This window comes from Pseudomonas sp. AM14(2022) (assembly GCF_036346455.1).
Lineage (GTDB): Bacteria > Pseudomonadota > Gammaproteobacteria > Pseudomonadales > Pseudomonadaceae > Aquipseudomonas > Aquipseudomonas putida_A.
Genome location: NZ_JAOTNY010000013.1, coordinates 161994 through 186485, shown reverse-complemented (window position 1 = coordinate 186485; position 24492 = coordinate 161994). Strand labels below are relative to the sequence as shown.

The 24492-nt window shown below is 61.6% G+C and carries 16 protein-coding genes; 10 read left to right on the top strand and 6 right to left on the bottom strand.

Translation table 11 applies throughout. From position 1 onward, the window contains the following. The first annotated feature begins 65 nt into the window (after window positions 1–65). From V3W27_RS23100 to V3W27_RS23090, 3 genes are read left to right on the top strand one after another with little or no spacing between them, the layout of a single operon-like run. On the top strand, window positions 66–1967 hold the full coding sequence (locus tag V3W27_RS23100; RefSeq protein WP_103367370.1) for a sensor histidine kinase: 1902 nt from the start codon (window positions 66–68) through the stop codon (window positions 1965–1967). Continuing rightward, window positions 1964–3292, top strand: a complete 1329-nt coding sequence (locus V3W27_RS23095; protein WP_103367369.1) for a sigma-54-dependent transcriptional regulator — start codon at window positions 1964–1966, stop codon at window positions 3290–3292. The genes V3W27_RS23100 and V3W27_RS23095 overlap by 4 nt, the downstream gene beginning before the upstream one ends. Window positions 3293–3300: 8 nt before the next feature. Beyond that, on the top strand, window positions 3301–3630 hold the full coding sequence (locus V3W27_RS23090) for a GlpM family protein (RefSeq protein WP_177408932.1): 330 nt from the start codon (window positions 3301–3303) through the stop codon (window positions 3628–3630). Window positions 3631–3808: 178 nt separating this feature from the next. Here V3W27_RS23090 and V3W27_RS23085 read toward each other — a convergent pair whose 3' ends face one another. Next, entirely contained in the window at window positions 3809–4828 is a 1020-nt protein-coding gene (locus V3W27_RS23085; protein ID WP_330207644.1) for an alpha/beta fold hydrolase, read from the bottom strand. 313 nt (window positions 4829–5141) lie between these two features. Between V3W27_RS23085 and V3W27_RS23080 the strand changes: the two genes are divergently transcribed. After that, window positions 5142–10307 (top strand): dermonecrotic toxin domain-containing protein, encoded by a 5166-nt coding sequence (locus V3W27_RS23080; protein WP_330207643.1) that lies wholly within the window; start codon window positions 5142–5144, stop codon window positions 10305–10307. Window positions 10308–10425: 118 nt separating this feature from the next. Beyond that, window positions 10426–11343 carry a transcriptional regulator MetR gene (metR, locus tag V3W27_RS23075; protein ID WP_007968856.1) on the top strand — a complete coding sequence of 306 codons (918 nt, stop codon included), beginning with the start codon at window positions 10426–10428 and terminating at the stop codon, window positions 11341–11343. 125 nt (window positions 11344–11468) lie between these two features. On the opposite strand, the gene V3W27_RS23070 is transcribed toward metR, so the two are convergent. The 4 genes from V3W27_RS23070 to V3W27_RS23055 all read right to left on the bottom strand — a co-directional run bounded on the left by V3W27_RS23070 (window position 11469) and on the right by V3W27_RS23055 (window position 14494). Beyond that, on the bottom strand, window positions 11469–11966 hold the full coding sequence (locus V3W27_RS23070; protein ID WP_330207642.1) for a GNAT family N-acetyltransferase: 498 nt from the start codon (window positions 11964–11966) through the stop codon (window positions 11469–11471). A 2-nt stretch (window positions 11967–11968) separates the two neighbouring features. Continuing rightward, window positions 11969–12607 (bottom strand): LysE family translocator, encoded by a 639-nt coding sequence (locus V3W27_RS23065; protein ID WP_330207641.1) that lies wholly within the window; start codon window positions 12605–12607, stop codon window positions 11969–11971. 23 nt (window positions 12608–12630) lie between these two features. Continuing rightward, entirely contained in the window at window positions 12631–13065 is a 435-nt protein-coding gene (locus V3W27_RS23060) for an NUDIX hydrolase (RefSeq protein WP_330207640.1), read from the bottom strand. A 67-nt stretch (window positions 13066–13132) separates the two neighbouring features. Then, the gene (locus V3W27_RS23055) at window positions 13133–14494 is read right to left on the bottom strand and encodes an HD domain-containing phosphohydrolase (RefSeq protein ID WP_210558490.1); all 1362 of its coding nucleotides are present in this window, start codon (window positions 14492–14494) and stop codon (window positions 13133–13135) included. A 241-nt stretch (window positions 14495–14735) separates the two neighbouring features. Between V3W27_RS23055 and V3W27_RS23050 the strand changes: the two genes are divergently transcribed. The 5 genes from V3W27_RS23050 to V3W27_RS23030 are packed head-to-tail and all read left to right on the top strand — an operon-like array spanning window position 14736 to window position 23076. Continuing rightward, complete coding sequence (locus V3W27_RS23050; RefSeq protein ID WP_330207639.1) at window positions 14736–17000, top strand: GGDEF/EAL domain-containing response regulator; 2265 nt, start codon at window positions 14736–14738, stop codon at window positions 16998–17000. Then, window positions 16997–18871, top strand: coding sequence for a putative bifunctional diguanylate cyclase/phosphodiesterase (locus V3W27_RS23045; protein WP_330207638.1), 1875 nt, complete (start codon window positions 16997–16999; stop codon window positions 18869–18871). Before V3W27_RS23050 ends, V3W27_RS23045 begins: the two co-directional genes overlap by 4 nt. A gap of 40 nt (window positions 18872–18911) precedes the next feature. Further along, window positions 18912–19865 (top strand): cytochrome-c peroxidase, encoded by a 954-nt coding sequence (locus V3W27_RS23040; protein WP_330207637.1) that lies wholly within the window; start codon window positions 18912–18914, stop codon window positions 19863–19865. Then, window positions 19862–21676, top strand: coding sequence for a DAHL domain-containing protein (locus tag V3W27_RS23035; protein WP_330207636.1), 1815 nt, complete (start codon window positions 19862–19864; stop codon window positions 21674–21676). The genes V3W27_RS23040 and V3W27_RS23035 overlap by 4 nt, the downstream gene beginning before the upstream one ends. Next, a complete protein-coding gene (locus V3W27_RS23030; protein WP_123588571.1) occupies window positions 21673–23076 on the top strand; it encodes an ATP-binding protein in 1404 nt (467 codons plus the stop codon). The genes V3W27_RS23035 and V3W27_RS23030 overlap by 4 nt, the downstream gene beginning before the upstream one ends. Before the next feature lie 6 nt (window positions 23077–23082). Here V3W27_RS23030 and V3W27_RS23025 read toward each other — a convergent pair whose 3' ends face one another. After that, window positions 23083–24408 carry an APC family permease gene (locus tag V3W27_RS23025; protein ID WP_330207635.1) on the bottom strand — a complete coding sequence of 442 codons (1326 nt, stop codon included), beginning with the start codon at window positions 24406–24408 and terminating at the stop codon, window positions 23083–23085. Window positions 24409–24492: the final 84 nt, after the last annotated feature.

The following is a 24492-nucleotide window of genomic DNA, read 5'->3' as shown; positions in this document are numbered from 1 at the left end:
CCGCTCCCACATTGGATCGATGATGATCCAGAGATTTGTGTGGTGGTTGACCCAAGGCAACTGTGATGAAATGCGACCCCAATCTCTATCGCGCAGCGCCGCCATCACTTGCCGTGAAGCCCCGTCTGATTCGCCATCTGTTCCTGCCGCCGCTGATCATCATCCTGATGATCGGACTGGGTTACATCGGCTTCTGGACCAGTGAACATTTCGGCATCCGCAGCCTCAGCGAAAACGGCCAGCGTCAGCTCGAACTGCACGCGCGCACCGTCGAAAGCGAGATCAGCAAATACACCTACCTGCCCAGCCTGCTGGAACTGGAAACCAGTGTCCCGCAACTGCTGGCCGACCCGACTCCGGAACACCGGCAAACGGTCAACGCTTACCTTGAAGGCCTGAACCGGCGCAGCCGCAGTCGGGCCATCTACGTGATGGACACCACCGGCCGCGTCATGGCCACCAGCAACTGGCGCGACGTCGACAGTTATCTGGGGGAAGACCTGTCCTTTCGCGCCTATTTCCAGAACGCCGTGCGCGGCGAACCCGGACGTTTCTACGGCATCGGCAGCACCAGCGGCGAACCCGGTTATTACCTCGCCCACGGTCTGGAAGAACACGGCAAGATCATCGGCGTCGCCGTGGTCAAGGTGCGCCTCGAAGCGCTGGAAGAGCGCTGGCAACGCGCCCGCCTGGAAGCCTTCGTCAGCGACGAGAACGGCATTATCATTCTTTCCAGCGATCCGGCGCGGCGCCTGAAATCGGTGGTCCCGCTGAGCGATGAAACCAAAGAGAAGCTCGCGCGCAGCCTGCAGTACTACTGGTTCCCGCTCAACGAACTGCAACCGCTGGCCCGCGAAACCCTGGCCGACGGTGTGGAGAAACTGACCTTCCCGGCCAACAGCGAACTGAGCGCCGATGACGACAGCATCAGCTATCTGGCGCAGACCCGGCCGCTGAGCGACACGCCATGGAATTTCACCCTGCTCACGCCGTTGCAGGACTTGCGTCGTGAAGCGATCAATCAGGGCATCCTGGTGGCCGTGGCCTTCGCGCTGGTGGCGTTCCTGCTGATCGCCTGGAACGAGCGGCGCAAGGTCATCGCCACCCGCCTCGCCGCCCGCGAAGCCTTGCAGGAAGCCAACAATCAACTGGAGCGTCGGATTACCGAACGCACCGGCGATCTGCGCGCCAGCAACGAACGGCTGAAGAGCCAGATCCGCGAACGGCGCCAGGCCGAAGAAACCCTGCGCCGCGCCCAGGACGAATTAGTGCAGGCCGGCAAACTCGCGGCCATCGGCCAGATGTCGACCAGCATCGCCCACGAACTGAACCAGCCGCTGGCGGCGATGCGCACCCTGTCCGGCAACACCATTCGCTTTCTGGAACGCGGCCAGCTCGACGTCGCCAGCACCAACCTCAAGACCATCAACGACCTGATCGACCGCATGGGCCGGATCACCGCCAGCCTGCGTTCGTTCGCCCGCCGTGGTGACGACAAAGGCCAGGCCAGCCTCGGCAAAGCCGTGGACGCGGCCCTGCAACTGCTCGGCGCGCGGGTCGAGAGCATGGCGCTGCAACTGCACCGGCAGTTCAGCGACGTACAGGTGCAGATCGACCAGACCCGCCTCGAACAGATTCTGGTCAACCTGATCGGCAACGCCCTCGACGCCATGCAGACGCAACCTTCACCGCAGCTGTGGCTGGAAGGCGAAGAGTTCAACGGCAAATATCGCCTGCGGGTGCGCGACAACGGCCATGGCGTCGATGCCGAAACACGCAAGCATCTGTTCGAGCCGTTCTTCACCACTAAACCTGGTGAACAGGGTCTGGGCCTCGGGCTGACCCTTTCCGCCAGCCTCGCTGCCGCCACCGGCGGGCACCTGGGTGTCGAACACCCGGCCAGCGGTGGCACCACCTTCGTCCTCAGTTTACCGTTGGTAAGCCCTACTCCTGCCGAGCCAATATGAACCACGACCTTAGTGTGCTGATCGTCGAAGACGACCCCCATGTGCTGCTCGGCTGCCAGCAGGCGCTGACCCTGGAAGACATTCCCTGCATCGGCGTCGGCAGTGCCGAAGAAGCGCTGGAGCGGGTCGGCGACAACTTTGCCGGGATCGTCATCAGCGACATTCGCCTGCCCGGCATCGATGGCCTGGAACTGCTGACGCGCCTCAAGGCGCGCGACCGCAGTTTGCCGGTGGTGCTGATCACCGGTCATGGCGATATCTCCATGGCCGTCGGCGCGATGCAGAAAGGCGCCTACGATTTCATGGAGAAACCGTTCTCGCCGGAGCGCCTGGTGGACGTCGCTCGTCGCGCGCTGGAGCAACGCAGCCTGGCTCGGGAAGTGTCTTCGCTGCGTCGGCAACTGGCCGAACGCGATTCCCTCGAAGGCCGGATCATCGGGCGCTCGCCAGCCATGCAGAACTTGCGCGAGCTGATCGCCAACGTCGCCGACACCTCGGCCAACGTATTGATCGAAGGCGAGACCGGCACCGGCAAGGAACTGGTCGCCCGTTGCCTGCACGACTTCAGTCGTCGGCATGCCAAGCAGTTCGTCGCGCTGAACTGCGGCGGCCTGCCGGAAAACCTCTTCGAAAGCGAGATCTTCGGCCACGAGGCCAACGCCTTCACCGGCGCCGGCAAACGGCGCATCGGCAAGATCGAACACGCCGACGGCGGCACGCTGTTCCTCGACGAAGTGGAAAGCATGCCCCTGCCCCTGCAGATCAAACTGCTGCGGGTGTTGCAGGAACGCACCCTCGAACGCCTCGGCTCGAACCAGAGCGTGGCGGTGGATTGCCGGGTGATTGCCGCAACCAAATCCGACCTCGACGAAGCGAGCAAGGCCGGCGAGTTTCGCAGCGACTTGTACTACCGCCTCAACGTGGTGACGCTGGAGCTGCCGCCGCTGCGCGAGCGCCGTGAAGATATCCTGCAACTGTTCGAACACTTCACCCAGCAGTCGGCGCTGCGTTTCGACCGGATATTGCCCGAGCTGGACAACCAGACCCTGTCGAACCTGATGAGCCACGACTGGCCGGGCAATGTGCGTGAGCTGCGTAACGTCGCCGAGCGCTTTGCCCTCGGCCTGCCGGCGTTCAAGAAGTCCGGCGCCAGCAGCGGCGGTCAGGGGCTGGCGTTCGCCGAAGCGGTGGAAGCCTTCGAGCGCAACCTGCTCAATGACGCCTTGCAACGCAGTGGCGGCAACCTGACCCAGGCCAGTCAAGAACTGGGCATGGCCAAGACCACGCTGTTCGACAAAGTGAAAAAGTACGGGTTGAGCCACTGATGGATCTGATACTCAAAGCGGCACTCGGCGCGGCGGTGGTGGTGATCCTCGCCGCGCTGTCGAAGACCAAAAACTACTACATCGCCGGACTGGTGCCGCTGTTTCCGACCTTCGCCCTGATCGCCCACTACATCGTCGGCAAAGGTCGTTCGATCGACGATCTGAAGGCGACGATTGTGTTCGGCATGTGGTCGATCATTCCGTACTTTATCTATCTGACGACGCTGTACGTGCTGGTGGACCGCATGCGCCTGGAGGCTTCACTGGCGGTGGCGGTGGTCGCGTGGCTGATCGCGGCGACCGTGCTGGTCACGGTCTGGGTGCGCCTGCACAGCTGATCACAGCATTGGCTTCACTCAGGATCTGCCGGCTCGCCCCGGATACACCTGCCTACTCTTTGAGTGACAGTGATGGCCCCTTCGCGAGCAAGCCCGCTCCCACATTCGGAATACGGTTCCCCTTGTGGGAGCGGGCTTGCTCGCGAAGAGGCCCGAGTCAACACCGCTAAAACCTCAGCTACAGCAGGTTGCCGCTTGCCACCGGTTCGATCTGCGCCCAGTGCGACGTGTCTTCACGATGCGCCTGCAAATACGGCAACACCGCCGCCAGCAAGGGCGCCTTGAACGCCTCCTGAAAGCGATGAGCCAGCCCCGGAATCAGCTTCAACTGACTGCCACGAATGTGCGCCGCCAGATGCACGCCGTGCATCACCGGCAACAGCGGATCGGCCGTGCCGTGCACCACCAGGGTCGGCACGCGCAGTTGATTGAGCAAGGCCACCCGGCTCGGCTCGGCAAGTATCGCCATGATCTGCCGTTTCACACCTTCAGGGTTGAACGCCCGGTCGTAGGCCACCGCCGCCTGATGCAGCAACGCTTGCCGGTCATCGGTGACCGCCGGGCTACCGAGCGCCGCCAGCAGATCGGCCTGCTGTTCCAGCGCCACCTCGCGATTCGGCGCGCCGCGCCGCGCCAGCAGTTGCACCAGCGCCGCACTCGGTGCCGGCAAACCTTCAGCGCCGGAACTGGTCATGATCAGCGTCAGACTCTCTACCCGCTGCGGTGCCATCGCCGCCAGATGCTGGGCGATCATCCCGCCCATGCTCGCGCCCAATACGTGAAACTGGTCGACGTGCAAAGCGTCCATCAAGCCCAGCGCATCGTCGGCCATGTCCGTCAGCGAGTACGGCGCCGACACCGGCAAACCGAGCTTGTAGCGCAGCACTTCAAAGGTCAGGTTGGCCTCGACCGGGGCCTGCCGCCAGGTCGACAGGCCGACATCGCGGTTGTCGTAGCGGATCACCCGAAAGCCCTGCTGACACAGCGCAACCACCACTTCGTCCGGCCAGTGGATCAACTGACCACCCAGGCCCATGACCAGCAACAGCGCCGGATCCGAGGCACGGCCGATGCTCTGGTACGCCAGGCTCACCTGTGCCAGATCGACCCGTTCAGTCGGTACATTGACGTCGCAACGCGAAGCCGCCATCGACGGCAGGCCGAACAACAGCGCGGCCAACAGAAAAAATAAACGCATGAAGAAACACCGAAACGCAGAACCCCAGTAGAGCGCGAGTCTGATGAAGTTTGTTCAAGCGCGCTGCCACAGTTGCGTGACAGTTTGATGAAGATTGCCGAGCGGTCATCCTGCACAGCGTTCCGACGTCCGACACGATCTTCTACGCCAACGCGATGAAGGCAACGAATCAGGCCGGAGCGGTCTGTACATCCTCTGAAACAAAACCACTACCCAGCGATAACCATGTACCGCATGGGGCTGTGAGAGCGCGCCTCTAATAGGCACGAAGGCCGGGATTACCCGGTCTGCATGCCCTCTGGAGCCTTGTCGCATGTCCCACGCACTGCCCTCTGCAACGGCCGACTTCGGCCTTGATCAACGATTACAGCCATACGTCGATCAAACGCTTTACCTGTTGGCGACGCCTCGTTTGAACGACTGTCACCAGCAATGGCTGGATCTCCTGGCCCACCATCCCCAACAACCCGAAAGCGCCTGGTGGGATGTCCGCGCGCCCGGCACTGCGCTGTCGCGGCGCGAGCATGCCCTGAGCCTCTATCACCGGCATTTCGAGGCCGCGCTTCATTGGGCGGGGGCCGAAGGCAGGCTCGACGCCACACAACGACAGAGGCTGTCGCAGCTCCTCCCCCCTTCGAACAAGGTCGCGGCGGACCTGCGGGTCGCGCAACCGGTACTCAACCGCGTCGATAACAGCCGCCTGCGTGTGTACGGCACGTTGCTGATCAAGCTGGAGGAAACGCTGCTGCTTTATCTGCCCACGCACTCGCAACCGTTGATCCGTTTCGAACAGCAGACCGCGCTGGAACGCTGGCTGATTGACCAGCAGCCGGATCCGTTACGCATCACCTCGCTGGACTTCATCGAGTTCGGTAGCGATCCACTCACACGCGCAATTGAACCACTGCTGTCCACATCGGCAAGCAGCGGTGCCAGTTGGGCCGCGCTCGACAAATTTTTCCCGGTCGCGCCCACCCTGCCGGAGAGTGCCGGGCAAACCGTCGATGAAGTTGCGCCCTTCGGTTTGCTGGTTGCCGATATTCCCCTGGACGCGCGCCGGCAGACGCTGGCGCTTGAACAACGTGCGCTCGACCGCTTGTTTGGCGACGCCGAGCTGAACAGCCCGCAACGTCAGCAACTGGCGCAACGATTCGACGCTTTGAGCGAGGCGCAGCAAGCCAGTCATGACGCGGCATCCGCCCTGCTCGACAGCCACCATCCGCTGACGATGCTCGAACTGCGCCAGGCCAGCAACCAGCACTACCACGCCCTGCTTCAGGCCCGTATCGCAGGGCTGCGCGCCGAGGTCGAACTGCAAAGGGCGCTGGATCATCTGACCGTCGAGGAGCATCGGCGAATCATCGCGATGCTGGACGCACCGGGGCGCCATCTGCCGACAGCGGACGGGGTTATCGCCCGCCTATCGATGGCGGCGGCAGATCAGAACATGACCGCCGTCGAGGAGCTGCATGGCGTACTGATCATAGCGACGACCGCCGCACTGGAGCCTGACTCGAGCGACAGCCTGCTGCTTTACTGGCCGGGCGAGTTCGGCGGGCTGCAACGTTTTACTTCACGTACAGCGCTGGCACAGGACCTGTTCAAACATTCGCCGAACGACGGCGGGCTGACCCTGCACCTGACGTCGCTCACGGGGGACCCTCTGGCCTGGTCCCTTGATCGACAGCTCTATCAATGCGAACAGCAGGCCGCGCAGATCCTGCGTGACAACCCGCTGCCCGGCCGTGCCGACGAGCGCCGGGCCGAGATGGAAAAGCTGCGCGAACAATATCTGCCACGCCTGACCGTAGCGGTCGCGCAAGCCCGTGAACGGGCATTTACCGAACGTCAGGCGCAAGATCGCAGCGCGGCGCTGGCCGGCAACCTGCCTGCATGGTTTGAAAAGCTGGACGACGCGCCACGTGCACGGATCAAAACGCTGATCAGCCAGTACCTCGGCGCCATGCAACGCGCTCATGCGTTGCTCGAACGGGAATTACCGCCGCGTCAGGCCTTTGCCGAACAACGCATCGACGCCCGCTTGCGCGCAGACTTTGCGCTCAAACAAAGCGCGAGCGTGAGCCTTGACCTGCCCGACTCGACCTTCTGGCAAAAAACCGTGATGGAAGGCGCCGCGCCTGGCACACCGCAACGCAATATCCTGACCGCGAGCGACAAGCGCGGCGACCTCACCCTTGAACAACTGGCACAGGAAAACATCGATCAGGACGTGCAGTGGCGCCTGTCCTTCATGCGGGCCAGGATCCGCGCCGAGAACCCCACTGATCGACAGCGCCTGGAAGCCGGGATCACCCCGGCCTATTTGCGCAATCTGGTAACAGAGCTGGATCTGCCCGGACGTTACGAAGAACTGATTCGCCAGGCATTTTTCGGCGCGCCGGGAGAATCGGCGTTTCAGCAGGCTTGGCGCCGTGAATGCCTGAGCGAACCGTGGCGGCTGATGCTCAGGTTGCAAGGTGAGTTCGCCCTGCTGCAACGGCACATCGACAATGCAGGCCATGCCGTGCTGAAAGTCGCCATCGAGGCGACTACACCTCCGGCGTATGCCGTTAATGGACAACGCATCGCGCTGCTGCCGGTGCACCTGACCGTCGGTGGAGAGGACACCGCGCATCAGGGACCGAGCACGCTCGCGGGTGTCACATTGATTGTCGAGCAAACCAGTGGCCTGACCCTGCTGTACCTGCCCGATAGCCCCGACGCGATCTTCCTGCGTCAATACGAAACGCTGGAACAGGCGCGGGTGGATCTGTTCAGGCGTTGTGTGGACAGCAAAATGGTCAGCTACCTGGCCGGACGCGCCGTGAGCGGCGATTTTGCCAGCCATGTCAGCCGGATCAACCAGGCCCAACTGCGCAATTTCGATGCGCTGATCGGCGTCGGGATGGCCTGGCCGGCGACCACATCGTTGGCCATTCATTTATTGAACGTGCACATGGGCCGGTTGCTGGAGGCCCATCGCAGCAGTTCACGCTCCAACGATGCGTTGTATCTCGAACGCTGTGCACTGAAGTCCGGGGCGTTGTTCAACTATCTGAAAATGGCTATCGGCATGTTGCCGTTCGTGGGCGCGGCCGTGGCCCTGTATGACGCCTGGAACAGTGCCAATCTGGCCGTCGCGGCGTTCTTGCGCGGCGAGCTCGGACATGGTCTGGCGGAGGTGGAAGCGGTGCTGCTGTCGCTGATCGACGCGGCAATGGATGTGCTTCCCGGAACAGTTTCGGCCCCCGCAGCCGCTCGTCTGGCCAGCCGCCAGCGGCAACGCGCGGCATTGGGCAGATCCGCCGCGATGTCGACGTCCTGGCAATGGGCACGGCAGTCGCTCGAGCGCTTCAAGGGTTACGAGTACGAATTCGACATCTCCCTCGCCGGCCTGCACTCGGCCACCCACGGTGTCTATCGCAACGTCTACCGCCACGCCGATGGCGACTTCATCATTCGTCAGGGCCGCATCTATCGGGTTCAGCTCAGCGATGCGCCGCGTGGCTGGAGGCTTTATGGCTCACGGATGCGCAGCTACAAACAACCAATCGCCCTCGACGAAAACGGCCAGTGGAACACCCATTACGCGGTGTACGGCACCGTTATGGACGGCGGCGGTGCTGGCGGCGGCGCCGTGCTCGGACATCTGGCCGACGGCATGGACCCGCTTTGGCCCGCGCCAATTCGCCAGTGGTTACCGCGCTGGTGGACCGATCGGCAACTGCGCAGGCAATTGACCCTGACCAACACCGCCGACGCCTATACCCGGCGCCTTGATAACCAGACACGCGCTTCCAACCAGTTGCTGGAGAACTACCAGAAACTCGACGTTGTCCAGCGCAAACCACTACAGGCAGCGCTCGACACAGCGTGCCTGAATGACATCGACCTCGCGATTGCCCAATACGACAACCTTACCGAACTGTTGCCCCTGAGCCATGGCCGCAAGCGTCTGCAGATCGAAGACATCCGCAGCCGCTGTGCCTGGATCGTGGTCGACCGCGCTGTGCAGCGCGTTACCTTGGCCCGCAATCGCTTGCTGGAGCACCTGAACCGGATCGATGCACTGGTTGCCGAATCCGATGCCACCCCCTTCGACAATACAGCGGCCCATATAAACCTCATGGCCCGGCGCAAGCAGGTACGCAAGGATTTCCTCAAGGAGTTCGATCAACTGCACGTAATCACCGAGCAGGCCAACCTGTGGAACAACCGCATAAGCAATCGTGCACAGAAAGTCCTGATGGCGAAAGACATGACCGCGCTCAACCGCAACCTTGGCGATAACACGCACCACTACCTGAGAACTGCACATCTGCTGGAAATCATTACCCACTACGATGCGGTCAGCGACCTGTCCTGGATGTATTTTCATACTCAGCTCAGAGACGCCCGGGTCAAGGTCGGGCGCGCGCTGCTGACCCAGCATCACCTGCCAGAAGTCAGCGCCAGCCTGGTCGAGCGCAAACAGGTGATCGAAGATTGCCTGCAGATCTATGCCGGTTTCCGTCGCCAGCTCAACGCCTGGACGCTGGGTTATGCGCAGCATCTGGATCTGGAACAGGTCGGGCCATTCCTCGATGGCTTGACCAAGGTCGAAGCACACGCGCGGCACTCGATCAAACAGCGTCCGCCAATCAAGCCGAAAGAGCCCGGCGGCAGGCAACTGTTCGAAACCGAGGACAATCAGTTGCTGATCGGTACCGAAAGCATTGATCCCGGCACCCGGGAAAAACGCTTTACCGTCGAAGGCATCGACGGTTTCCGCGAAACCTGGCTGCCGCGCTCCAGCGGCAAATATCATCTGCAAGCCCGCCCCGCACCTGCCACAACACCGCTGCCAACCGATGTTCAACCATTGCTCGCGGAAGCGCGAAAACGTCTGGAGGCGGTTGCGGCCTACAGCGCCAAGGTGCAGGGCTACACCCGTCAGGACATGTTGCCGGTGGATCTGGAACACATGTTCAGCAGCGAAGCGACCGAGCTGAGCATCCGCGCCCAGGCCATCGAACGGTTATCACCGACCGAACCACTGGTGCTGCAATTGCACGCCAAGGCCGGTGAGCTGCGACGTACCGGTCGTACCCTGCGCATTGATCAGTCACTGCGCAGCAAGACACCCACCGAAGGCTATCTGGACTATTTGCTGCAACAGCAAGTGGTGGATATCCGCCGCGAAGGTTCATTGCGGGCACTGGGCAAACGCGCTGACGGACGCAAGGATTTCCTTCAGGAATACCAAGTGCGCGACCTCACCAGCACCCCACCGCGCACGCTGTGGTTCGCTCACTTTCACTACACCTCGGACAAGGTGCCGTTCGCCGACTTCGTCAAAGCCCACCTGAAATTGCCGGAACAACGCAATCTCGGCCTGCAATGGCAGCAGGCCCAGGCCGCAGGCGGTGCGCAGGTCGAAGCGATCTGGCGTGGCGATATCGGCAAACCGCTGGGCATTCGGCATTTCGCTGATCTCTAAGGCAAAAAGCAGCGAGGCACTGGCTGTGCCCCGCTGCTTGAGCGGTCGACAGGGTCGTCAACATGAGACAAACTCACTGCTTTCGTCCTGATCACAAATTTTTCTCATGGGGCCAGCAGTGCTTGAAATCCGTCATCTGAAAACCCTGCATGCCCTGCGCGAGGCCGACAGCCTGGTCGATGCCGCCGACCGTCTGCACCTGACCCAATCGGCGCTGTCGCACCAGTTCAAGGAACTGGAGGAACGCCTGGGCATGCCGTTGTTCGTGCGCAAGACCAAACCGGTGCGTTTCACCAGCGCCGGCCTGCGCCTGCTGCAACTGGCTGACGCGACTCTGCCGCTGCTGCGCGCTGCCGAACGCGACATCAGTCGTCTGGCCGGGGGTACCGCCGGGCGTTTGCACATGGCGATCGAATGCCACAGCTGTTTCCAGTGGCTGATGCCGACCATCGACCAGTTCCGCGACGCCTGGCCGGAAGTCGAACTCGACCTCGCCTCGGGCTTCGCCTTCGCCCCGTTGCCGGCACTGGCCCGCGGCGATCTGGATCTGGTGGTGACCTCCGATCCGCTGGACATCGCCGGCATAACTTACGTGCCGCTGTTCACCTACGAAGCGATGCTCGCGGTGGCCAACCAGCACCCGCTGGCGAGCAAACCGTACATCGTTCCCGAAGACCTGCTGACTGAAACGCTGATCACCTATCCGGTGGAGCGCGATCGGCTGGACATCTTCACCCGCTTCCTCGAACCGGCCGACATCGAACCGGCGCAAGTGCGCACCTCGGAGCTGTCGGTGATGATGATGCAACTGGTCGCCAGCGGCCGTGGCGTCTGCGGCATGCCGCACTGGGCGCTGCACGAATACAGCTCGCGCGGTTACGTGAAGGCCAAGCGTCTGGGCGAGAAGGGTCTGTTTGCCACGCTGTACGCGGCGATCCGCGCCGACATGCTCGATGCGCCGTACATGCGCGATTTCCTGCTGACCGCCAAGGACACCTCGTTCTCGACACTGGATGGGGTTAGCGCGGTTCGTTGAATTGCATATGCCAGCAACCCTGTGGGAGCGGGCTTGCTCGCGAATGCGGTGTCTCAGTCACAGGGATATCAACTGACCGATTGCCTTCGCGAGCAAGCCCGCTCCCACAAGGGCTCAGTGAGAAATCAGAGTTGTCGCCACATGTGAATCTTGTCGAAGTAGTCTTCGCCGACCCGTACCGCCAGCGGCTCCAGTCCGAACTGGATGAAGCCGCAGCGCTGGTACAGCTTGAACGCGGCGTCGTTGCCAGCGGTGACGGTCAGTTGGATCAGTTTCAGTGCCGGATGGGTGTGTGCTTCGGCGATGGCGGCCTGCACCAATGCATGGCCCAGGCCGTGCTGGCGAAAATCGGCTGAGACGTACATGCCGAACAGGGTCGACTTGTGCCGGGCCTTTTCTCGCGGTTCGAAAGCCAGGCCGACGATGCCGGCCAGTGTGCCTTCCTCGAACGCACCGAGCACCACGTCGAGCTTGCTGGCCAGCCGCGCTTCCCACCAGCTCAGCGGCATCACCGCGCGCTCGCGCACGCTGGAGGTGAAGGCCTGCGGATGGCGGTCGTAGGCTTCGAGCATCAGCTCGCGGTAAGCCAGGGCATGACTGGCGTCGAGGCGTTCGATCCACATGTTCAGGCCGTCCTGCGTTGTTCAAGCATCAGACGCACCGCCAGACCGGCGAGTACAAATCCCATGAAGTAACGCTGCAGCGCCAGCCATGTCGGATTGCGCACGAACCACGACGCAATGCCCGCCGCGAACAGCGCGATCAGCAGATTGACGCTGAAACTGACGCTGATCTGGGTCAGGCCAAGAATGATGCTCTGGGTGAACACAGAACCGTGTTCGGGGCTGATGAATTGCGGAAACACCGAGAGGTAAAACACGGCGATTTTCGGGTTCAGGGCGCTGGTAAGAAAGCCCATGGTGATCAGTTTGCGCGACGAATCCGCCGGCAGATGCTGCGCTTCGAACGGCGAGCGCGCACCGGGTCTGACCGCTTGCCCGGCCAACCACAGCAGGTACAGCGCACCGGCCCACTTCAACACTTCATAAGCCATCGGCACCGCCAGAAACACTGCGGTCAAACCGGCAGCCGCGGCAAACATGTGCACGAAAAATCCCGCCACCACACCGAGCAACGAGGTGACCCCGGCCTTGCGTCCCTGACAGATCGAACGCGAGATCAGGTAGATCATGTTCGGCCCCGGCGTCAGTACCATCAACAGCGCGGCGGCGGCGAAGATCAGCAGGTCTTGAAGCGGGATCATGGCAATGTCCTTTGCGTGAATGATCAGGCGAGCGCCGTCAGTGAGCTGCGATAAAACGGCAGGATCAGGTCGCGTGTCAATGGCGCCAGAACCAGACCCGCGTCAGTGGCGGGATCAATCCAGATCACTTCCTCGATTTCGGCAGCGGGCTTCACATCGGCGTCGATGGTCAGCTGAAAGATCTCCGCTTGCACGACGAATCCCGGCTCGTTGGCGGCCGGCGCCGAGAACTGGCCAAGGAAGCAGGCCTGCGCCGGCTCGATCTGCAGGCCCAGCTCTTCTTCCAGCTCGCGGGCCAGTGCGTGCACCGGCAACTCATGCGCTTCGATCTTGCCACCCGGCTGCATGAACGCCGTGGTGCCGCGCTTGCGCACCAGCAGAGTCTGGCCTTCGGCGTTGAGCAACAGCGCCGCGGCGATTCGGATGAGGTTTGGAGCGACAACGGATGCAGAGGTCATGGGTCAGCCACCGGCCTGGAAAAACCGCAAGGATCCCATGCCCGGCCTGATTCAGTCACCTCACAGGTCACTCCCCCTGAGCCTTGAGCGCGGTTTCATCCTCCTCGGGCAGCTTGACGAATATCTTGTATTTGCCGCCCTCCATGGCTTCGAAGGCAATCAGCTTTTCCACCAACAGCGCGCTGAGCACCTTGCCGGCGTTGAGCAGCAGCATGCCGTTATCGGCATTGAGATTACGCGCCAGAATCATCCCTGCCGCCAGGTCCCGGGTGGTCAGCACCTTGACCGACGGGTCGGCCAGGGTGACGTCGCCCAGAAATGCCGCGCACACCTGAATGAAATCCTCGACCAGCTCGGGATCATACAAACGCCCGGCGTACTGGCGCAGGTAGAGCAGGGCTTCGTCGCTGTTCAAATGCCGTTCGAGGATCAGGCCGCGTTGCAACTCGACGAAATCCACTGCCAGTTTCAGCAACCGCGACCCCAACGGAATCGCCTCGCCCTTGAGCCGGTCAGGAAAACCGCTGCCGTCCCAGCGTTCCTGATGATGCAGGATCAGGCGCGCCGCGTCCTTCATCGGGTCAAGCGTCATCAACAGCGATTCGCTCTGCTTCGGATAGCTGCGATAACGCTCGCGATCGGTATGGCGCAGCAGATCCGAAGGCGTGGTCATCATGCCGTCGGTCCAGCTCAGTTTGCCGATGTTGTACAGCGCGGCGGCCATGGTCAGATCGCGGCTTGAGGCCTCGTCCAGACCGTGTTGTTTGCAGTAGCTGCGCACCAGTTCGATGATCTGCCGGTTGGTCTGCTTCGCAGGTGGCAGACGCAGATTGGCCAGCAGCGAGAACACTTCGGTGCCGGTGACATAGCTGTGTTTGAGTTCTTCGTAGGCCAGGTCAAGCATGTCGGCGGTCTGCTGCAGTTCGGCAGTGCGCGCCGCGACGTGCTTTTCCAGAGTGCTGTTGAGCAGCTTGAGCTGGTCGTTCTGCACCTGGGTCAAGCGCTCCAGACGCAGGCGCTCCTGCTCGGAATGCTGATGTTCGAGGGCTTGGCGCAGGATCAGCAGCAACTCCTCGTCATTCCACGGTTTGCTGATGTAGCGGTGAATCTGCCCGTCGTTGATCGCCTTGATGATTGCCGACGGGTCGGCATAACCGGTGAGCATGATGCGCACGGTCGCCGGATAGCGTTGGCGGACATGCGCCAGTAACGAGGCGCCATCCATGTTCGGCATGCGCGCATCGCTCATCACCAGATCCACGGGCTGTTGCTCCAGCATCTCCAGCGCCTGGGCACCGCTGGTCGCCAACAGGACGTCATAGGGTTGTCCCCGCAGCAGACGACGCAGGCTGTTGAGGATCGATTCCTCGTCATCGACCAGCAACACCTTGGGTCGATGTACCGGCAAAGGGGCGGATTGCTCTTCCATGGCTTGGCCTCAAGAAACAGGGTTAACGACACATCGACCGACCGCCTCACTGGCCCGCGCCTGAGTCCAAGGCTAGATGATTTTTGACTGCATTCACGCAAATCTTCACTCACAGGCCACGGCGTCGCGCCGGGACGACTATGCTGAACACGGCGCAATACTCCATCGGTCGAACCGACAAGTTGTGAGGGAAAAGGATGCCCCGGATGACACCCGCCAGCGGCCTCATGGGCGGCGCGGCATGAACCAGCCAACAGCGCAGATCAATCGTCGGGTGCTTATCGTCGACGACAGCCCGTCGATTCATGGCGATTTCGCCAAGATTCTCTGCCCGCTCGTCCCCGCTGACGACGGCCTGGGCGAAACCGAGAATCTGTTGTTTGGCACCCCGTCCGCGACACCGTCCCAGCATTTCGAGCTGGACTCGGCCTTTCAGGGCCGCGAAGCGCTGGAAAAACTCGAAGCCGCGCTGGCTGAAAACCGCCCCTACGCCATGGCGTTCATCGACATGCGCATGCCGCCAGGCTGGGATGGCCTGGAGACCATCGAACGGCTGTGGCAAGTCGACCCCAAGCTGCAAGTCGCGCTGTGCACGGCGTATTCCGACTATTCCTGGGAAGACATCGACCAGCGTCTGGCACTGAATGACCGCTTGCTGATTCTGAAAAAGCCGTTCGACGCGATCGAAATCCGGCAGATGGCCAGCGCGCTCACGGTCAAATGGCAGATGACCGAAGACGCCGAGCTGAAAATGAACCAACTGGAACAGGCGGTTCAGGAGCGCACCCGCGAGCTGTCCGACGCCAACATGATTGTGCAGAACAGCCCGACCATCCTGTACCGGCTGCGCGGCGATCCGTCGTTTGCCCTGATGTACATCTCCCACAACATCACCCGCTACGGCCATGTCGCCGCTGACCTGCTGCGCTCGCCCAACTGGGCGCAGGAACTGATTCACCCGGACGATCAGGCCAGCGTCGATGCCGCCATGGCCCGGGTGCTGGATCGGCATGCGTCGGGCGCGTCGATCGAATTTCGCCTGAGAACCGGCCAGGGCACTTGGCGCTGGGTGGAAAACCGCTACATCCCGGTGCGCGATGATGACGGCCGTCTGCTGGAAGTCGAAGGCATCATCCTCGACATCACCGAGCGTCGCGTGGCCGAAGAAAAACTGGCGTTGCTGGCCCGCTCCGACGGCCTGACAGGCCTGGCCAATCGCGCCACGCTGATCGAACGCCTGCATCAGGCCTTCGCCGCCGCGCGTCGGGGCGCTGCGCCTTTTGCGGTGTTTTATCTGGATCTTGACCACTTCAAACGGATCAACGACACCTTGGGCCACCCGGTCGGCGATCTGCTGCTGCAGGAAGTCGCCCGCCGCATCAAATCAGGCGTGCGCGAAAGCGACGTGGTGGCGCGTCTGGGCGGCGATGAGTTCGCGATCCTGCAACTGGACGTCAGCGATCCGACCCAATCAGCCGCCATGGCAGCCAATATCCGCGACACGCTGCTGGCGCCCTACAACCTGGCCGGCAATGCGCTGCACATTTCGGTGAGCATCGGCATCAGCAGTTACAGCGGGCTCAGCCTCGACGCCGACAGCCTGCTCGGGCAGGCCGACATGGCGCTGTACCGCGCCAAGGAAATGGGGCGCAACCAGTATCACTTCCACTCCGAGGACATCTCGCGGGAAGTGGCCGAACGCATGACCCTGGTCGACGAATTGACCAGCGCCCTTCAGGGCAATCAACTGTTGCTGCATTACGCACCGGAGATTGATCTGCACAGCGGCAGGATTCTGGGCATGGAGGCGCAAATCCTCTGGCAACATCCGCGCCTCGGCCTGCTGCCGGCCTCCGCTTTCGTACCGATAGCGGAGAAAACCGGCGCGATCATTCCGCTCGGACGCTGGGTACTGAATCACGCCTGCCACCAGATGCACCTGTGGCGAAATGACGGGGTCGCCCCGCCAGTGATGGCGATCAAGATTTCCCTGGCACAGCTCAAAAGTGGCCCCGAACTGATCTACGACGTTCTGCGCACCACCGCACGCTGGGAACTCGCCCCCTGGGACCTGCGATTCGATGTCACCGAAGCCACGCTGGCCCAGACCAAGTGGACCCACAACGATGCATTGCCGCGCCTGCGTGAGCTGGGCGTGGCGATTGCCATCGATGATTTCGGCACCGAATATTCCTCGTTCGATTACCTGAAAACCTACCGGGTCAATCACCTCAAACTGGCCCAGGGCTTTATCGCCAGCGCGTCCCAGGATGCGGCCGGAGCCAACGCCCTGCGAGCGATCGTCAATTTCGCCCGGGATCTGGACATCGGCATCATCGCCGAAGGCCAGACACCCCTGAATCGACCCGATGTGCCCCATGCCGAAGCACCGCTGCCCAGCGCACAGGGGTTGTATTTCAGCGAAGCGGTCAGCGCCGAACAGGCGGGCCGGTTGCTCCGGGACGTGCCCCGCCCGGCGCCCTCCCCCAAGGAGGATGAGGCATGAAAACGGCCTTCCCCCAGACCAACCGGCGCATCCTGATCATCGATGACACGCCAGCGATTCATGAGGACTTTCGCAAGATTCTGGCCCCGCAGGCGCAGGACGAGGTCGACTTGCATCAGTTGGAACAGACGCTGTTCGGTACCCGCCAATCGCCGCACCTGACCTTCCAGCTCGACTCCGCCTATCAGGGCCAGGAAGCCCTGGCCCTGGTCAAACACGCGCTGGCCAGCGGTAACCCGTATGCCCTGGCGTTCATCGACATGCGCATGCCACCGGGCTGGGATGGCCTGGAAACCATCGAGCAGCTATGGCGTGTCGATCCAAATCTGCAGGTTGCCCTGTGCACCGCGTACAGCGACTACAGCTGGGAAGCGATGGCCGAACGGCTGGAATTCGGCGACCAGTTGCTGATCCTGAAAAAGCCGTTCGACAGTCTGGAAATCCGTCAGATGGCCAACGCCCTGACCTGGAAATGGCAACTGGCGCAGGACGCGGCGCTGAAGATGCTCAGCCTTGAGCAGACCATCGAGGCGCGGGTTCACGAATTGCTCAAGGTCTCGCATCTGTTGCAATACGACAGCCTCACGGAGCTGCCCAACAGCACCCTGCTGGGTGATCGCCTGAGCCAGGCCATGGCTGTCTGCCGGCGCCATGACAAGCAACTGGTGGTGATGTTTCTCGGCCTGGATCGCTTCAAGCGCATCAACAATGCGCTGGGCCATCCGGCGGGCGATGAAATGCTCAAACGCACCGCCCGCCAACTGCTGTCATGCGTGCGTGATTCCGACTCAGTGTTTCGCTATGGCTCGGACGAGTTCGTGGTGATCCTCGGCGACATCAACCATCCCCAGCAAACCCACGGCGTCGCGGAAAAACTGCTGGCCGCCATTCGTCTGCCGCAGACGATAGCCGGGCATGACGTCAGCGTCACCGCCAGCGTCGGCATCAGCGTGTACCCCGATGACGGCCTCGAAGCCATCGAGCTGATCAAAAAAGCCGAGACGGCGATGCGCAACGTCAAGGAGCACGGCCCTGACAGCGTTGGCTTCTTCATCGAAGCCATGAACCAGCACGCCCGCGAGCAGCACAGCATCGAGTCGGGCATTCGCCGCGCTCTGCACGAGCACGAGTTTGTCCTGCACTATCAGCCGAAAATCGACCTGCGCAGCGGCACCGTGGTCGGCGCCGAAGCGCTGATACGCTGGCAGAAACCGGGACACGGCTGGATCTACCCGGCGGAGTTCATTCCGGTGGCAGAGGACAGTGGACTGATCGTGCCCTTGAGCAAATGGGTACTGGGCGAAGCCTGTCGCCAGACCCGCGCCTGGCAAACAGCCGGTCTGCCGCCGATCCGCATGTCGGTGAACATGTCACCCATCGATTTTCGCCAGCGTGACTTCGTTGCGGGCGTCGAACGCGTGCTTGAGCAGACAGGCCTGGCCCCTGACTGGCTGGAGATCGAAATCACCGAAGGTGTGCTGATGCAGAACGTCGAAACAACGATGGTAGCGCTCAATCGTTTGAAGGCGCTGGGCACCCGCCTGGCCATCGATGACTTCGGCACCGGCTATTCCAGCCTGAGTTACCTGCGCCGGTTTCCGATTGATGTGCTGAAGATCGACCAGTCGTTCATTCGCGGTCTGTGCAACGACAGCAACGATGCGGCACTGGTCAGCGCCATCATCAGCCTGGGCAAGAGTCTGGGGCTCAACGTCATCGCCGAAGGCATCGAAACCGCCGAGCAACTGGCGTTTCTCAAGGCCCACGACTGCGAAGAAGGTCAGGGCTACTTTTTCAGCAAGGCATTACCGGCTGACGACTTTGCGCACTGGCTGGCCAGCGCAGCCCCGCCACCGTGGACAGCGCGATGAACGCCTCGATACCGGCCTTGAGTCAAGGAGACGATTGCCGATGAACCTGTTCCGTCACGCCATGGAGCTGCTGCTGTGCGGACTCTGCGCCGGGGCCGGTGCCGACCCGCTGGACGAGCCGCTCAAACCGTTGCCCGCCGTGCCACAGCAGGACGCCCGGCGCGTGGAACTGGGACGTCGGTTATTCCACGAGCCACGCTTGTCGATCAACAACACACTGTCCTGTGCCAGTTGCCACCAACTGGACAAGAACGGTGCCGACAGCCGGGCGCTCTCGCTGGGGTTCGACGGCAAACCGGTGGCGGTCAACACACCGACCGTGTTCAACGCCAGCCTCAATTTCCGCCAGTTCTGGGACGGCCGCGTCGAGACGCTGGAAGAACAGAGCAATGTCGTCATCACCAGCCCCCATGAAATGGGCAGCGACTGGAGCACGGTCGTCGAGCGGATCGCCAACGACGCCGATTACCGCCGCGATTTCGCCGCCACCTACCCGGACGGCGTGACCAAGACCAACATCCAGCAGGCGCTGGCCAGTTTCGAACGTACCTTGCTGACCCCCAACTCACGCTTCGATCAGTACCTGCTGGGCAATACCGACATCCTCACGCTGGACGAAAAATACGGTTATCAGCGCTTCAAGGAGTACGGCTGTATCGCCTGCCATCAGGGGGTGAACATCGGCGGCAACATGTTCCAGAAATTCGGCGTGTTCGGTGATTACATTGCCGATCGCGGCAACCCGACCGTGGCCGATCAGGGTCGTTTCAACGTGACCGGCGACGAAGTCGACCGGGCGGTGTTCAAGGTGCCGAGCCTGCGCAATGTCGCGATCACCGCACCGTATTTCCACGACGGCTCGGCGCCCACCCTCGAACGGGCCGTGGATGTGATGTTCCAGTATCAGTTGGGGCGCATGCCCAGCGAAGAGGACAAACGGCTGATCATGCTGTTTCTGACAACCCTGACCGGCCAACGGGAAGACAAACCATGATCAACATCTCGCGGCGACGCAGCCTGCTGTTGCTGACCCTGGTCGCCCTGGCACTGGCCTCGATCCTGCTGTTTCTGTACTTCAAGTCCAGCTCCGGCCAGACCATGACGTACACCGAGTCGCGGGATCTGATCCGGCAGATCAAACAGCAGAACTCACTGTGGGAAAACGAGATCCTCAAGGCCAGGGTGGCACTGACCCACAATTACGATCCGCTGGTGTCACCGATGAACGAGATGAACCGGCTCTGGGCGCGCTTCGACGCAATCGAATCCGGGCATGGTCGCAGCGACTCGGCGCAATGGAACGAAGCTCACGAGGGTTTTCTGCAGGCGATGCAGGAGAAGACCCGTCTGGTCGAACAGTTCAAATCGCACAACGCGCTGCTGCGCAATTCCCTGGCCTTTTTGCCCACCGCCGAAGACGACATCCAAGAGCAGCTCGCCAACCTGGCGGACCTGGATAAATTACAGCTGCAGAACATCACCACCGACACCTATGACCTGCTGCTCAGCGCCTTGGAATTCGCCCAGGTCACCTCCGACGACAGGGCCGCCGACATCGAGGTCGGCCTGAACAAACTGAAGGTCAACGCCCAACGCCTTCCGCCGGCGTTTGAAGCCCCGATCAAGATCATGAGCAATCACATCAGCCTGATCGCTCGCGAGCAGCCACTGGTCAATCAGTTGCTCGAAAGCATCGAAAACATTCCCGTGGCCGAGCGCCTGGACACCCTCACCACCATGCTCGATCGCGATCAACAGCGCGTCGATCAGGTCGACCGCCAATACCACTTCTATCTGCTGCTGTTCTCGGTGCTGCTGATGTTGTCGCTGGTGTGGCTGGCCATCCGCCTGATCGGCAGTTTCGCCGAGATCAATCGGGTCAATACGGCCCTGCAAACCGCCAACGATGCACTGGAGCAACGCGTCGAGGAGCGCACCCGGGAACTCAAGAACGCCCAGAGCGAGCTGCTCGACGCTGCACGTCAGGCCGGCATGGCGGAAATCGCCACCAACGTGCTGCACAACGTCGGCAACGTGCTCAACAGCGTGAACATTTCCAGCGATCTGATCGCGCGCAAGCTGCGCAGCAGCAAGACCCAGGGCCTGGGCAAGGCGATGCAGCTGATCAACGAGCACCCGCACGACCTCGGCGCCTTTCTCAGCGAAGACGCCAAGGGCAAATTGCTCCCCGGTTATCTCAACCAGTTGGTCGGAGCCATCGCCCAGGAACAGCAGGAAATGATCGACGAATTGAACCAGATGAACAAAAGCGTCGATCACATCAAGGACATCGTCGCCACCCAGCAATCCTACGCCGGCGCCAACAGCATGACCGAGCCGCTGTTTATCAACGAGCTGCTCGAAGATGCGTTGCGCATGAACGCCGGGGCCCTGACCCGGCATCACGTCACGGTGGTCAAGGAGTACGCCGAGGTGCCGCAGGTGATGGGCGACAAACACCGTTTGCTGCTTATCCTGATCAACCTCATCAGCAATGCCAAATACGCGATGTCCGACCTCAGCAACCGCCCCCGCACCATGACTCTGGCGGTAAGGATCGTCGATGACAACTTCCTCGAAATCAGCGTCAGGGACGACGGCGAAGGCATCGCGCCGGAAAACATGACGCGGATCTTTGCCCACGGTTTCACCACCCGCAAGGAAGGTCACGGCTTTGGTCTGCACAGCTGCGCGCTGGCGGCCATCGAGATGAACGGACACCTCACCGCGCACAGCGACGGACCGGGCAAAGGCGCGCTGTTCACCTTGCAGATCCCCCTGATCAGCGTCACGGAGAACGCATGAGCGAGCTGTCGAACCGCCGCATTCTGCTGATCGACGACATGCCGTCGATTCATGAAGACTTCCGCAAGATCCTCGCGCCACCGGCAGCACAGTCAGTGGAACTGGACGAGATGGAAGCAGCACTGTTTGGCGCTCAGATTCGCGCCGAACGTCCGCCGTTCGAGCTGGACTCGGCCTACGGCGGCGAGGAAGGTCTGGGCAAACTGATGCAGGCCTTGCAGGAACAACGCCCTTACGCGCTGGCCTTCGTCGACATGCGCATGCCCGATGGCTGGGACGGCGCGAAGACCATCGAGCATCTATGGCAGCAAGACCCGCTGTTGCAGGTGGTGGTGTGCACCGCCTACTCGGATTATTCCTGGGATGAACTGCTCGAACGTCTGCAGGCGCATGACCGATTGCTGATCCTGAAAAAGCCGTTCGACAACATCGAAGTGCAGCAGATGGCCAACACCCTGCTGACCAAATGGCAGATGACCGAACGCGCCTCGTTGCAGATGCATCATCTGGAACATCTGGTCGATCAGCGTACCGCGCAGTTCAAGCAGGCCAGCGAAGAACTGCAGCGCGAAATAGATGAACGCAAGCAACTGGAAAGTCAGTTGGTGCAGTCGGAAAAGCTTGCTTCACTGGGACAAATGGCGGCCGGCGTGGCCCATGAAATCAATAACCCGATCGGATTCATCTCCTCCAACCTCGGCACCCTCGACGGCTACTTCAACCAATTGTTGAGCGTACTCGATGCCTGGCAGACGCTGGGCCCCACGCCGGACAGCGAATCCGTGGCCCGGCTTGAGCAACTGCGCAAAGACGCCGATCTGGATTTTCTGCTCGAAGACATTCCGGTGTTGATCCGCGAATCCAAGGAAGGCATTGGCCGGGTCGGACAGATCGTCAAGGATCTGAAAGATTTCTCCCGGGTCGATACCCATCAGCAATGGCAGTGGGCCAATCTGCAACAAGGCATCGACTCGACGCTGAACATCGTCGCCAGCGAACTCAAGTACAAGGCCGATGTGATCAAGGAATATCAACCGTTGCCGGACATCGAGTGCCTGCCCTCGCAAATCAATCAGGTGATCATGAATCTGGTGGTCAACGCGGCGCAGGCCATGGGCCCCGAGCGCGGCACCATCACTTTGCGTACCGGGCAGCAGCAGGACACGGCCTGGGTGGAAGTCGCGGATACCGGCGCGGGGATCGCGCCGGACATCCTGCAGAAAATCTTCGATCCGTTTTTCACCACCAAACCGGTCGGTCAGGGCACCGGGCTGGGCCTGTCCCTGTCCTACGGCATCGTGAAAAAACACGGTGGCGACATTTCAGTCCGCAGCGAACCGGGCGTAGGCACAACCTTTCGCATCGAGTTACCGATGCGCCAGAGCCGACCCGCAGCCTGAGGTGTCTCAGGTCGCTTCCTGAAAATCCATCTCCGGCGGCTGCCGACGAAAGCCGCCCGTGAGCACCGCCAGATACACCACGCCAATCGCCAGCCAGCTCAGGCCCAGATACACCGCCAGGTGATCCAGGCTGACCATCAGCCACAAGTCCGCCACCAACCCGATGAACGGGAAGAGCAGAAACAGCACCAGCTCACGCGGGCCTTTTTTCTCGCCGCCGATCCAGTAGTGAAAGATCACCGACAGGTTGACCAGACTGAACGCCAGGAACGCGCCGAAGTTGATGAACGAAGTGGACGTGGTCACGTCGAGTTTCAGCGCCAGCAACGCCACCACTGCACACAGCAGGATGCTGTTGACCGGTGTGCCGAAGCGCGCATGCAAGGTGCCGAAAAACGACTTGGGCAACACGCCGTCGCGGCCCATGGCAAACAGCAGGCGCGAACCGCTGGCCTGAGCAGATAGCCCCGAGGCGAACTGGCCGACGATCAAGCCAATGAGGAAGATCGAGACGAACAGATCGCCGCCGATGTTTCGCGCAATTTCATAGGCCGCCGAGTCGACGCTGTCGAATTCAAACGACGGGTGGGCGATCTGCACAAAGTACGACACCCCGACGAAGATCAGCCCGCCAATCAGCGTAATCAACATGATCGCCCGTGGAATGGTGCGGCGTGGGTCGCGGGTTTCTTCGGTCAGCGTACTGACCGCGTCGAAGCCGAGGAACGAATAACAGGCGATGGCCGCGCCGCTCATGATCAGCGGCATCTGCATGTCGCCGTTGAAAAACGGTTTGATCGACCACAACGGCGTGCGCGCATCGCCGCCGACGTAGTGCACGCACAACGCGACGAAAGCGATCAGCACCAGAAATTGCACCAGCATCAGCAAGGCGTTGATGCCGTTGGCCAGTTTCAGACCGATGATGTTGATCGCGCTGGTGATGCCGATGAACGCCAGTACCCAGATCCACTGCGGGATCGACGGGAACGCCGAAGCGAGGTACGCCGCGCCGATCAGCCAGATGGCCATCGGCAAAAACAGGTAATCGAGCAGCACCGCCCAACCGGCGATGAAGCCGAGCTTGGGGCTGATCGCCTTGCGCACGTAGCTGTAGGCGGAACCGGCGACGGGGAACGCGGCGGCCATGCGCCCGTAGCTCATGGCGGTGAAGAACATCGCCACCAGTGCTGCCAGGTACGCGGCCGGGACCATGCCGGCGGTGGATTGCGCGAGGATGCCGAAAGTGCCGAGGACAATGATCGGCGTCATGTAGGCGATGCCGAACAGCACCACCGACCCTAATGACAGGGTGCGTTGCAAACGAGCCATGGGCGACTTACTCCGAATGTTATTGGATTTATGGCAGAGCCGAGTTCGGCGAATGTTTCGGGTGTGGCTTTGTTGTTTTTTGGA

What these genes read in the sequence shown, in the direction of transcription:
- V3W27_RS23100 (WP_103367370.1), top strand. Translation starts at nt 66, where the DNA reads ATGAAATGCGACCCCAATCTCTATCGCGCAGCGCCGCCATCACTTGCC.
- V3W27_RS23095 (WP_103367369.1), top strand. Translation starts at nt 1,964, where the DNA reads ATGAACCACGACCTTAGTGTGCTGATCGTCGAAGACGACCCCCATGTG.
- V3W27_RS23085 (WP_330207644.1), bottom strand. Translation starts at nt 4,828, where the DNA reads ATGCGTTTATTTTTTCTGTTGGCCGCGCTGTTGTTCGGCCTGCCGTCG.
- V3W27_RS23080 (WP_330207643.1), top strand. Translation starts at nt 5,142, where the DNA reads ATGTCCCACGCACTGCCCTCTGCAACGGCCGACTTCGGCCTTGATCAA.
- V3W27_RS23070 (WP_330207642.1), bottom strand. Translation starts at nt 11,966, where the DNA reads ATGTGGATCGAACGCCTCGACGCCAGTCATGCCCTGGCTTACCGCGAG.
- V3W27_RS23065 (WP_330207641.1), bottom strand. Translation starts at nt 12,607, where the DNA reads ATGATCCCGCTTCAAGACCTGCTGATCTTCGCCGCCGCCGCGCTGTTG.
- V3W27_RS23060 (WP_330207640.1), bottom strand. Translation starts at nt 13,065, where the DNA reads ATGACCTCTGCATCCGTTGTCGCTCCAAACCTCATCCGAATCGCCGCG.
- V3W27_RS23055 (WP_210558490.1), bottom strand. Translation starts at nt 14,494, where the DNA reads ATGGAAGAGCAATCCGCCCCTTTGCCGGTACATCGACCCAAGGTGTTG.
- V3W27_RS23050 (WP_330207639.1), top strand. Translation starts at nt 14,736, where the DNA reads ATGAACCAGCCAACAGCGCAGATCAATCGTCGGGTGCTTATCGTCGAC.
- V3W27_RS23045 (WP_330207638.1), top strand. Translation starts at nt 16,997, where the DNA reads ATGAAAACGGCCTTCCCCCAGACCAACCGGCGCATCCTGATCATCGAT.
- V3W27_RS23040 (WP_330207637.1), top strand. Translation starts at nt 18,912, where the DNA reads ATGAACCTGTTCCGTCACGCCATGGAGCTGCTGCTGTGCGGACTCTGC.
- V3W27_RS23035 (WP_330207636.1), top strand. Translation starts at nt 19,862, where the DNA reads ATGATCAACATCTCGCGGCGACGCAGCCTGCTGTTGCTGACCCTGGTC.
- V3W27_RS23030 (WP_123588571.1), top strand. Translation starts at nt 21,673, where the DNA reads ATGAGCGAGCTGTCGAACCGCCGCATTCTGCTGATCGACGACATGCCG.
- V3W27_RS23025 (WP_330207635.1), bottom strand. Translation starts at nt 24,408, where the DNA reads ATGGCTCGTTTGCAACGCACCCTGTCATTAGGGTCGGTGGTGCTGTTC.